Annotated in this window: 11 protein-coding genes; 7 read left to right on the top strand and 4 right to left on the bottom strand. The window is 37.4% G+C overall.

The window, feature by feature from the left end; all coding sequences use genetic code 11:
* Positions 1 to 823, bottom strand: an 823-nt coding sequence (locus tag AC5SLP_RS12970) for an MCP four helix bundle domain-containing protein (protein WP_495255579.1), incomplete at its 3' end; no start/stop codon positions are given.
* 213 nt (positions 824 to 1,036) lie between these two features.
* Between AC5SLP_RS12970 and AC5SLP_RS12965 the strand changes: the two genes are divergently transcribed.
* From AC5SLP_RS12965 to AC5SLP_RS12955, 3 genes are read left to right on the top strand one after another with little or no spacing between them, the layout of a single operon-like run.
* Positions 1,037 to 2,260, top strand: coding sequence for a M48 family metallopeptidase (locus AC5SLP_RS12965; protein ID WP_495255578.1), 1,224 nt, complete (start codon positions 1,037 to 1,039; stop codon positions 2,258 to 2,260).
* The gene (prmC, locus tag AC5SLP_RS12960) at positions 2,250 to 3,068 is read left to right on the top strand and encodes a peptide chain release factor N(5)-glutamine methyltransferase (RefSeq protein ID WP_495255577.1); all 819 of its coding nucleotides are present in this window, start codon (positions 2,250 to 2,252) and stop codon (positions 3,066 to 3,068) included. Before AC5SLP_RS12965 ends, prmC begins: the two co-directional genes overlap by 11 nt.
* Complete coding sequence (locus AC5SLP_RS12955; RefSeq protein ID WP_495255576.1) at positions 3,065 to 3,535, top strand: DUF4149 domain-containing protein; 471 nt, start codon at positions 3,065 to 3,067, stop codon at positions 3,533 to 3,535. Before prmC ends, AC5SLP_RS12955 begins: the two co-directional genes overlap by 4 nt.
* Positions 3,536 to 3,594: 59 nt before the next feature.
* On the opposite strand, the gene ftsZ is transcribed toward AC5SLP_RS12955, so the two are convergent.
* Genes ftsZ through AC5SLP_RS12940 form a run of 3 tightly spaced genes read right to left on the bottom strand, consistent with a single transcriptional unit; the run spans position 3,595 to position 7,561 of the window.
* A complete protein-coding gene (gene ftsZ / locus AC5SLP_RS12950; protein WP_495255575.1) occupies positions 3,595 to 4,710 on the bottom strand; it encodes a cell division protein FtsZ in 1,116 nt (371 codons plus the stop codon).
* A 16-nt stretch (positions 4,711 to 4,726) separates the two neighbouring features.
* Positions 4,727 to 6,100: a cell division protein FtsA gene (gene ftsA, locus AC5SLP_RS12945; RefSeq protein WP_495255574.1), complete on the bottom strand. Its 1,374-nt coding sequence runs from the start codon at positions 6,098 to 6,100 to the stop codon at positions 4,727 to 4,729.
* Positions 6,101 to 7,561, bottom strand: a complete 1,461-nt coding sequence (locus AC5SLP_RS12940) for a peptidylprolyl isomerase (RefSeq protein WP_495255573.1) — start codon at positions 7,559 to 7,561, stop codon at positions 6,101 to 6,103. It abuts the gene before it with no gap.
* 105 nt (positions 7,562 to 7,666) lie between these two features.
* Between AC5SLP_RS12940 and AC5SLP_RS12935 the strand changes: the two genes are divergently transcribed.
* The 4 genes from AC5SLP_RS12935 to AC5SLP_RS12920 are packed head-to-tail and all read left to right on the top strand — an operon-like array spanning position 7,667 to position 11,543.
* A complete protein-coding gene (locus AC5SLP_RS12935; protein WP_495255572.1) occupies positions 7,667 to 8,971 on the top strand; it encodes an adenosylmethionine--8-amino-7-oxononanoate transaminase in 1,305 nt (434 codons plus the stop codon).
* 32 nt (positions 8,972 to 9,003) lie between these two features.
* On the top strand, positions 9,004 to 9,921 hold the full coding sequence (gene rsmH / locus AC5SLP_RS12930; RefSeq protein WP_495255571.1) for a 16S rRNA (cytosine(1402)-N(4))-methyltransferase RsmH: 918 nt from the start codon (positions 9,004 to 9,006) through the stop codon (positions 9,919 to 9,921).
* Positions 9,921 to 10,205, top strand: coding sequence for a hypothetical protein (locus AC5SLP_RS12925; RefSeq protein ID WP_495255570.1), 285 nt, complete (start codon positions 9,921 to 9,923; stop codon positions 10,203 to 10,205). The genes rsmH and AC5SLP_RS12925 overlap by 1 nt, the downstream gene beginning before the upstream one ends.
* A 33-nt stretch (positions 10,206 to 10,238) precedes the next feature.
* A complete protein-coding gene (locus AC5SLP_RS12920; protein ID WP_495255569.1) occupies positions 10,239 to 11,543 on the top strand; it encodes a DNA recombination protein RmuC in 1,305 nt (434 codons plus the stop codon).
* Positions 11,544 to 11,556: the final 13 nt, after the last annotated feature.

Genomic DNA, 11,556 nt, shown 5'->3' with positions numbered 1-11,556 from the left:
GTTCATGTGAAACAGAGGCATTTTCACTGGAAGATGTTTTTGCATCAATAATAGTATTTTCAAGAGTTGAAACCAAATCGTTAAAACTTTGAACGATTTCACTGATTTCATTGGTTTTAGCATAATGGATTCTAAAATTGAGTTCTTTGTTACGCACAAAATTGGTGATACTATCACGTATAAGGTGTACGCCTTGCATAATATTGTTTCGGATGAGAAAGCTGATAACTAATATAGTTGCGATAACACCTAATGAAACAATAATCATAATAACATTGGCATAGCTACTTGTTTTAGAAGCTTTCTCTGCCATTTGTTTTGCAACATCCATATTGTAGGACATATGTGCGGCAAGGGCCTTTGTAAAAGCAAGTAACAAAGGGCGATTTTTGTTCAACATTTCCGCCGCTTCTGTTTTATGGTTTTCTTTTGAAAGTTGCATGACTTGCTCAATAATGCTAAAAGCTTTCATGAGTGCTTCTTTATCTTTGTCTAGGTAGGCTTTATCTTCATCATTGGAGAGTAATTTTTCATACTCTTTTAGTGATGTGTTAATCGCTTCTTTGACTTTTAAAACAGCCTTTTCTGCTGAGGCAACCTCTTCAGGTTTTGCATGAGAGATGTGTTCCCAAAGATTTAAACGTAAGCGATAACCATTTTGCATGGTGTCGTTGAGCAACTCAACACTGGGCAATGAATTAACATTAGCATAGTTGGTTTCATCATAAATTTCATCCATTTTTGTCATGGCAAAACCAAAAATCGTTAGCATGCCTAAAATAGCGATACTTAGCAGTAGCATCAGTTGTTTAGAGATACTCATTGAAGCCTCCTTTTGTGGTGTTAAATTATTGTAAACACATTTTCCTAATAATTTATTTAAGTAAATTTTTTTGCTTTTAATTTGATTTAAGATAGTCTTTTATAGTGACATCATATAGTATGAGTGTTGTAAACGCGTTGCAAGTGATTTATCAATTATTGATGAAAAATTGGTATCATAGTATCTTTTGAAATTATGTAAGGAAATAGTGCAATGTTAGAATTTATTTTGGGCCTTTATATCATCTACCTTCTCGTCAAACTCTATGCCACAGTAATGGAAATAGGTTTTGTCACAAAAGCAAAGACATTTGCGCCTATTGTTCTCTCCCCTAGTAATTATGCCAAAGCGGCAGCGTATAAAATCGCCTCTTCAAAGTTAGTATTGTTAAGTACGTTATTTGATTTTGTACTCTTTTTTGGTTGGTTTGCTTTTGGTCTTTCAAGCTTAGAGAGTATGATTCATATGAATAACGCATCGTTTCAGTCCGTTGTATTTCTTTTGAGCTTTATCGCTATCAATTATGTGCTTGGGCTGCCATTTGATCTTTACCAAACATTTGGGTTAGATAAAAAATTTGGATTTTCTACCATTGATGTTAAAACATATCTTTTTGACCAAATCAAATCAGCGGTCATGCTTGTTGTCTTTGGAGGAGCATTTTTCTGGGGGATGAGTGTCATTATTGATACATTTACCTATTGGTGGTTTTATGGATTTTTATTTGCTTTTGTGGTTATCTTGTTTATCAATATGATTTATCCTATTGTCATTGTTCCTCTCTTTAATAAACTAACACCTCTTGAAGATGCGAGTTTGAAAGAATCCATAGAAGCGTTATTGCAACAAGCAGGACTGAAAAGCAGTGGTGTGTTTAGTTTGGATGCAAGTAAGAGAGATAACAGACTTAATGCCTATTTTGGAGGGTTGGGGAGTTCTAAACGCGTGGTATTGTTTGATACTTTAATTGCGAAACTAGAAAAACATGAATTATTGGCTGTTTTAGGGCACGAATTAGGTCACTTTAAACACAAAGATATTCTCAAAAACATCGCTTCAAGTGCCTTTATGTTATTTGTTATGTTTGCCGTATTTGGAAATTTACCCGAAGAGCTTTTTACACTTTTACATGTAAATGTATCTGCCTATATGATTATGGCACTTTTTTTACTCCTCTCTCCAGTTATCTCTTTTTTTATGATGCCTCTTTTTGGAATGCTCAGTCGTTATAACGAGTACAAAGCTGACGAATATGGCAGTGAATGCGAGAGTAAAGAAGCACTTCGTTCAGCACTGGTTAAATTAGCAGATGAAAATAAAAGTTTTCCACTAGCACATCCTTTAACCATCGCCCTTTATTTTACGCACCCACCATTGGTTCAGCGTTTACAAAAGTTAGGAATGACGATAGAAACGAAGGATGCATGTGAAGGTTAAAGAGCTTTTACATGTAATCTCTTCAACCTTGAAAGAGGTTACCAATATTCCTCAAAAAGAGGCGATGATACTTCTTGGTGAAGTGTTAAACAAAGAGATGAGTTGGCTTGTGGCACACAGTGATGATACCATCGAGATGGATGAGCGTTTGGAAAACTATGTTAAGCGTCGCTCTTTGCATGAACCTTTAGAATACATCCTTCAAAAAGCAACATTTTACGGTAGGGATTTCTACGTTGATAATCGTGTTTTAATTCCACGCCCTGAAACAGAACTCTTGGTAGAGCATGTTGTGGAATTATCCAAAGAGTTTGAGCATCCTCGTATCGTTGAAATTGGCTGTGGTAGTGGTATTATTAGCATTATGTTGGCATTGCTGTTACCCAATACACGTCTTATCGCCGTTGATATTTCCAACGACGCTTTAGCTGTGAGCCAGTACAATGCCCATCTGCATGGCGTTAGTGATCGCATTACTTTTTTTCAGAGCAGTTATTTAGATGCCGTAGATGGCAGTATGGATATATTGGTCTCAAATCCTCCTTACATTGCCAATAAGGAGTCTTTAGGGCAGGGGCTTTCTTTTGAACCCAATTTAGCGCTGTTTGGTGGAGAAAGAGGGGATGAAATGCTACGGCATATTATTGATTTATATTGTGAGCGAAACATTGGTATACTGGCGTGCGAAATGGGATATGACCAACGATTACCTCTCATGAAATATGCACAATCAAAAGGCTTGGAAGTGAGCTTTTATAAAGATTTAGCCAATTTGGATCGTGGATTTTGGATAAAGGAGAAAAGATGAAAAGTTTTATAATGATCTATTTAGTGCTTCTTGGAATTGCACTGGGTGTTGAGATAGCCGCAGGAGCATTTGTAGCGCCTGTGATATTCTTTCCACAGAAGTATATAGGTGAAGGTGTTTTAACACATTTTCAAAGTGGTCTTTTAATGACGCAAGTCTTTTTGAAGATGAATATTACCATAGGCTTTATCGCACTTTACAGCATTATTTATGAGGTACAAGTCGTAATGATGTGTAAAAATAACGACTTACTTTCATTTATATTGTCTGTGCTTGTGGTTATTGCTACAGGATTGTTTATTTATTACTACACGCCTTATATTATTCAAGCGCAACATTTAGGTGCAGAACAGACAATGACAGAGGCATTTGCAAAGATGCATAAACAAAGTGAATGGGTCATGAAGTTTTTAATGGTAGCGCAATTTGGACTTTTTTTAAGACGAGGCTGGTTGAGTCTAAAATAAAAAAGAAGAGGGCAAGAAGCGAAATGCTTCTTGCTTTTTTGAGGGGTTAGAAAGCGTTATTAATCCATTTGGTGTCTAATGTATGTTGGGATATCAAGATAATCATCTTGTCCCTCATAGCCACCACTTACTTTTTTCATACGTAAAATACGTTCTTTCTTAATAGCTTCTTGGTTACTATTGAGCGCTTTGAGTTCTTTTGCTTCAACTTTGTTTTCAAAACCTGTTGCAACAATAGTTACTCTAACACTGTTTTCTGGCATATTCTCATCTGTTGTGGTACCAAAAATAACATCCGCATCTTCATCAGCACAATCCATAATAAGGCCCATAGCTGAGCTAATCTCATTAAGTGGATAGGTAGGAGGAAGTTGAAAGTGTACAAGAACACCCAACGCTCCATTGATAGACATGTTATCAAGAAGAGGAGATTCAATGGCACTTTTGATAGCTTCAATTGCTGCTTCTTCACCGGTACTTTCACCAATACCCATCAGTGCCATACCACGATGACTCATAACGGTTTGTACGTCAGCAAAATCCACATTGATATCGCTTTGGCCAGAAGAGAGGACAACCAAACTCATACCACTGACTGCACGGCTTAACACATCATCAACAATTCTAAAACTATCTTTAATACCAAATTTTGCATCAACAATTGAGAGAAGCTTATCATTAGGAATGATAACAATAGAATCACTCTCTTTGCGTAATTCATTAATACCTAGTTCAGCAAGTTTAGCTCTTTTTTTACCTTCAAAGATAAAAGGACGTGTAACAACGGCTACGGTTAAAGCACCAACTTCTTTTGCCGCTTGTGCGACAACAGGTGCTGCTCCTGTTCCCGTGCCCCCACCGAAACCGGATGCAATAAAGACAATATCTGCTTTTTCAAGAGAGGTTTTAATCTCTTCATAACTCTCTAAAGCAGATTCTTTACCCACTTCTGGACGCATTCCCGCACCAAGTCCTTTTTTACCTAACTGTATTTTAGTTTTTGCTAAACAGTTTTCGAGGGCTTGTGCATCTGTATTAGCCGCAATAAGATCAATACCATTGATACCTTCACGTACCATGTGGTTGATCATATTACCACCACCACCACCAACGCCGATGACCTTAATCTTAGCGCCATAAACACCTTTTGATTCTTCTATGCTAAAACCATTCATAACCTCTTACCCCTCTCTAAAATAGTTGTGTCAATCTGTTCCATAGTTTTGAGCCAAACCCTTCACTATGTTCTTCTTGGATGTTTGCCAAGTCTTTTAATTTTTCTTTTGCATTATCAGCAGGAAGTGTTCCTCCTACTTCATTGTCTCCAGATTCTTCAAGGTCTTCAAGTGGTTCTTGATGAACGTGTCTGGTAGGTTCAATGGTTTCATCTTTATAACGTAATTTTTTATTGGAATCAATTTCATACGGCGTAAAATAACCACCGCCGTACAAGACAAGACCAATTGCTGTTGAATAGCTTGGATCTCTGAGTGTTTCAAAAAGCCCATCCATCTCTCTTGGTTTGGCTATTCTGATAGGAACATTATCGAAAATTGCAGAAGCAAGTTCTCGAATGCCATCGAGTTTAGTCATTCCACCTGTTAATACAACACCAGCACCTATTTGTTCTTTAAAACTGCTGTCTTCCAGTGTTTTTGCAAGAATCATCAATGTCTCTTCAACCCGTACATAAATGACATTTGAAACAATATTAAGTGATACTTCATGGGTTGAGCCATCATCACCGATGACAGGTAATTCAATGAGTTCACTTGAATTGTTTTTCAATGAACCGTAGTTGATTTTAATCTCCTCAGCAGCACCAAGAGGTGTATGAAGAGCCGTAGAGAGGTCGTTGGTGATGTTGAGTGACCCAACCCCTAGATAATCATTAAAACGCATAGAATTGCCGGCATGAATCATGACATTACAGGTAGCGCCTCCCATATCAATGACAGCAACACCTAATTCCCTTTCATCGTGATTCAAAACAGCAATGGCTGAAGCATAACAACCAAGAACAATATTGTCAATTTCAACGCCTGCTGATTTAACAGCTTTGCGAAGATTGCTGAGTGAAGATTTTTGTGCCGTAATAATATGTACTTGCACTTCTAATCGAGCACCGTTCATCCCAAGAGGGTCTTCTATAAATTCTTGGTCATCGACTTTAAAGTTATACGGAAGTACATGTAATTTTTCATATTCATTAGGGATATTAGCATTATGATCGGCCATTTGCATTGCTCGATTGATCTCTTTAATGCCAATGTCTCTGTTGGGAATATTAACTATACCGCTACTATCGACACTTTTAGTATACGCACCTGAAATAGAAACAATGACTCTTTCATATTGTGTGCCTGCGACTCGCTTTGCATCATTAAGCGCATTGCGAATCGATTTGGATGCAAGATCAATATTGGTGATAATACCTTTTTTAAGACCTTGTGACTTTGAAATGCCTGCACCTAAGATTTTGATGTCACCATCATCGTTTTTTTGAGCAATAATAGCGCAAATCTTGGTTGAACCAATGTCAATACCTAAAATCGTAGTGCTCAACTATTTTCCTTTATAATATTGCTCGACTTTGTAAAGAGTCGCTAGCTTTTTTATAAGATTTTGATTTAACTCTGTTTGCTTAGCTTGTTGTACATTCTCACTAATCAAACTAACATATTGCTTAGCTTTGTCTGTGTTAAGCAACTTTTGTTCCAAAATCTCGTAGACAATGGCTTTCCCATCAATAATTTTATAACCTTTTTTTGTCGTGTTATCAAAAACGTGACTAAAAAATTCTGCGCTTTTTGCTTCGTTTAACCCTGCAATCGCTTTAACAGAATCGCGACTCACAAAGCCAATATCTGTTCCACTAAATGATGCAAGCTTTGCTTCTGCCTTTTTTTCAAGAGCAGAGGCTTTAAGCTCATCTAAAAGTCCACGTGTTGCATCTTTTTTTGCAAGCTCAAACGGCATAGGTTCTGGAAATTTTATCTCTTTTACTTTAATAACAACGTAATGATCTTGCAATACAAGGGGCTTAAGCACTTCGTCTTTCGCAGCAGTTTGAATTTTATCGAGTGGGAAGGTTGTGTCATCATCGTAAATGACTTTCGTTTCAGTTGCATTGGCTTCGCCTTTTTTAAAGGCAAGGTATGCTTCAAGCGCAGCTTTTTTATCATTTTTCAGTTGAAAATCTTTGGTGACTTGGTCTTTCGCTTCTTCAAAGCTCATTAACTTACCATCATCGTGTTTATAGTTGTATTTCTCTTGTGCAAAGAAATCTTCAAGTCCTTTAGGATCGACTTTTGTATCACTTGAAGGTACTTTAAGAAGCTCTAACGTATAGCTTTTCTTCGTAAGGTACTCGGATTTGTGCGCTTCCCAGTATGTTTTGATTTGATCATCCGTAGCAGTCACTTCATTTGCATCAAGGCTGATAGCACTAACGGCTAGACGATCTTCCATAAAAAATGCAGAGGTAAAAAGGTCAATCTCTTTTTGTGAAGGAGGTAATTTAAAAAAACTTTCTAGTTTTGCATAAAGTATCTCTTTTTCAAGACCTTTTTCATAATCGCTTGGATTGATACGGTTTGATTTGAGGATAGAATAATAAAGGTCTTTGTTAAAAACTCCATTGGTCTGAAAATTTTGATTGGATGCCAAACGTTCTTTGACGTCGCTTTTTGTTGCTAGAAGACCAATCTCATCGGCATAATTAAGAAGAAGCGCTTGATTGACTAAAGTTTTCATAACGATTTTATCAAGACCCATTTGGTCTGCTTGCTCTTGTGTAAGCTTCCCACCGAGCAAATTGTTGTAAAAACTGTAATGGTTAGCATAAGCGGATTGAAACTCTTGGACGGAAATAGTACGGTGACCGACTTTTGCGACGGAAGCGGCTCTGTCTTTATTCAGATCATATGCACCCCATCCTACAAATCCTGCACCAACGAACGCAATAGTGCTAATCCAGATAGTGATAACCAAATATTTTTTATGACGCTGCATCCACGTAATCATTCTTGCCCTTTAAGAACTTTGTATTTTGATATAATTCTATCTACATAGTTATTAAATAACGATAAATTAAGGAAAACTCCTAACAAAAAAAGGTAAAAATGAATCATGAACAAACAAACGCTTATCGATGCCGATTTCAAGCATATTTGGCATCCTTGCACCCAAATGAAAGACCACGAAACGCTTCCAATCATTCCCATTAAAAGTGGCAAGGGTGTTTATCTAAAAGATTTTGATGATAACAGTTATATTGATGGTGTTAGTTCTTGGTGGGTTAATCTTTTCGGGCATGCCCATCCCTACATTAATCAAAAAATAAAAGAACAACTCGATACCTTAGAACATGTTATTTTTGCTGGATTTACCCATGAACCAATTATCAGACTCTCCGAGAGGCTTTGCGCGATAACACCCGCTGGATTAGAGAAATGTTTTTATGCGGATAACGGTTCAAGTGCCATTGAAGTTGCCCTGAAAATGAGCTTTCAATACCATAAAAACAGAGGTGAAAAGCGTCCTTTCTTTGTCTCTTTAAGCAACAGTTACCATGGCGAGACGATTGGTGCTTTATCGGTAGGCGATGTTGATTTGTATAAAGAGATTTACGAAGAGATTTTGCTCCCGACGTTTCAAGCACCCGTACCAAAAGATATGAGCGAAGATGCCGCGCGTGAAGCCGCTTTAGGACTCGAAGCAATTTTTAAAGAAAAAGGTTCTGTGATTTCCGCTTTTATCCTTGAACCATTGGTACAATGTGCAGGGTATATGCATATGTATCATCCCCTCTACATTACGTTAGCACGCAAACTGTGTGACCAATATAATATTCATCTCATTGCCGATGAAATCGCTGTTGGCTTTGGTCGAACGGGTAAAATGTTTGCGTGTGAGTATGCTGGTGTTAGCCCCGATTTTATGACACTGTCTAAAGGACTAACGGGTGGATATTTGCCATTATCTGTTGTGCTGACGACTCAAAAAATTTACGACGTGTTTTATTGTGATTATGGCGAATTTAAAGCTTTTTTGCATTCACATAGCTATACCGGCAATCCTTTGGCATGCAGTGCCGCTAACGCGACGCTTGATTTATTTGAAAATGAAGCGGTTTTGGAAAAAAATCAAGAAAAAATTGCCTGCATGGCATCAAAACTTGAACAGTTTAAAACACTGCCCAATGTGAAAAATGTACGACAAACAGGTATGATAGCAGCAGTAGAACTGCAACAATATCCTGTTGATTTTCGTGTTAATTTGAAAATCTTTACGTATGCCTTGAAAAAAGGTGTTTTGTTACGCCCTTTAAGTCATGTTGTCTATTTTATGCCTCCTTATGTCATTACATGTAATGAAATTGAGACGATGATGGATGTTGCATATGAGGCTATTGTAAGTCTAGACAGACTATAATACGCACCTTTATTTTAAGCGAAGGAAACCTTGTGAACATTCCCCATATTCCCGTACTTTTAGAAGAGGTTAAAGCAGCCTTTGAAACGGTTAATGATGGTTATATTATCGATTGTACGTTAGGGTATGGTGGTCACAGCGAAGCTCTTTTGGAGCAAAATAGCCAGATAAAACTTATTGGATGCGATCAAGATGAAGAGGCATTAGCGTTTAGCAAACAACGTTTAATGCGTTTTGGGGATCGTGTAACGTTTGAACATGGCAATTTTGCAACGGTCATCCAAAAATACAAGCATTTGCCAATTCGAGGCATTCTAGCGGATATTGGTGTTTCATCGTTACAATTGGACAAAAAAGAGCGCGGGTTTGCCTTTGATTCAGATGTGTTAGACATGCGGATGAATCCTGCGCAAGAACTCAGTGCTTACGATGTTGTCAATCACTACGCCAAAGAAGAATTAGAGTTTATTTTACGCGAATACGGTGAAATACACGACTTTAAAAAAATGGCACAGGTCATTTACGATGCGCGTGCAAAAGAGCCGATTAAAAGTGCGAAAGCGTTGTCCAAGTTAGTCGAAAAACTTGGTTTCAAAAAGAAAATCCACCCTTCAACACTTTTATTTCAAGCCATTCGCATTGAAGTCAATAATGAACTAGGTGTCCTCACTGCTCTTTTAGAAAGCATTAAAAATGCCGATTTAGAGCATTGCATTGTGGGAATTATCTCTTTTCATTCATTGGAAGATCGTATCGTGAAGCAGACATTTAAAGTGTGGAGTCAGAACTGTATTTGCCCGCCTGAAGTAATGCGTTGCATGTGTGGAAACAATCATTCTATGGGGAAATTGGTCTCAAAAAAACCGATTGAAGCCAGTTCTGCTGAGATTAAAAAAAATCCACGAAGCCGTAGTGCGAAATTAAGAATTTTTGAGATTAAGAAGAGCTAATGGACGATAAAAACCAGCTTTTAGACCATTATGATGCCGAACAAAAAATCGAAAAAAATCTCGATTTTCGTTTTTTACTGCTCGTGTATATGGTGATAATGGTTGCATTTTTACTTATTTTGCCCAAGATTTATATCAAAAATCAGATTTACTATATGAGCCGCGATATCAATAAACTTTATGGAGAATACTCCATTCTAAAAGAGGAAAACCGTGTCTTAAAACAAAATTTGGAAAACATGCGTTTTAAAAACCAAATTTTGGATACGATTTATATCAACTAACTGTTTTACATGTAAAAAATTCAGGAGTACATAATGTCACAAGAAGTCCTATTTTTAGGCGTTGTTGGCGCGTTTGTTTTAATGTTGGTCATTAGCTTTGTATGGTTTAGAACCCTGTTAAATGATAAATCAAAAGAGATTGTAGAACTCAAAAATTTTGCAACACAAATTCAAGACGAAAACATTCTGCTTAGCGTTCAAAAAGCAAAAATAGAGGCTGAACTCTCTGCCCAAAGAGAGGGGAATATTGCGTTAAAAGCAGACTTGGAAGAGCAAGGTAAAAGATTAGAGCTTAAATTAAATGCCATTATGGAGCAACATTTAGAGAAAAAGCTCCAAAAATTAGATGAAACATCTCAAAAATCGCTCGAAACATTGCTAAAACCTTTCAAGGAAAATTTAGATAGCTTTAAAAAAAGCGTTGAAAACTCCCAAGAATCCAGCATTAAAAAATTTGCTGAACTCTCCAAAGAAATTGAACTTGTAGCGCGTGCTGGCGTTAGCATTTCTAAAGAAGCCGAAAATTTAACGCAAGCGCTTAAGGGAAAAAAACAGTCTCAAGGAAGCTGGGGTGAGATGATTTTAGAAAGTGTTTTAGAGTATTCAGGGCTTCGCAAGGGAGAGCATTATGAAACCCAAGAGAGTTACAAAGATGAAGAAGGTCGCACCAAACGCCCCGATGTCGTGATTAAATTGCCACAAGACCGTACGATTATCATTGATTCTAAGGTCTCATTGAACAGCTATGATGAGTTTATCAGAGCAGAAAGTGAAGAAGAAAAACATATTGCTTCAAAAGCGCTGTGTCAAGCTTTTCGCAATCATATTGATACGCTTGATAGCAAAGACTATGCACACTACAAACAAGGAACGCTCCAGTATGTTTTTATGTTTGTTCCTATTGAAGGCGCTTTTTCCATTGCTATTAGTGAAGACCCAACAATGTACGAATACGCACTTCGTAAGCACATCGCCATTGTCAATCCTTCTACCTTGACGGTTTCACTTCGTACGATTTATCTCTACTGGCAAAGCGAACAATCCAACACTTTGGCCTCAAAACTCTTTGATGAAGCCGGTAAGATGTATGACAAAATGGTTGGTTTTGCGGAAAACTTTAGGCGAATTGGCGCACAAATACAAACCCTCAATAATAGCTATGATACTGCGCATAAACAGCTTACTGAAGGCAGTGGAAATATCATGAGTCGGGTTGAAAATCTTAAGCGTTTAGGAGCAAAAGCCACCAAAAATCTGAAAGATGCAAATGTTCCTTACCAAGATTTTACAACGGACATCGAAGAAGTGGAGCTTTTAAATCGTATTGAAGAGCTCTAAAACTTTTTTACAT

The organism is Sulfurospirillum sp. E15m (assembly GCF_059415145.1).
Note: the sequence above shows the minus strand (reverse complement) of the source record. Positions and strands in the feature narration are given on the sequence as shown.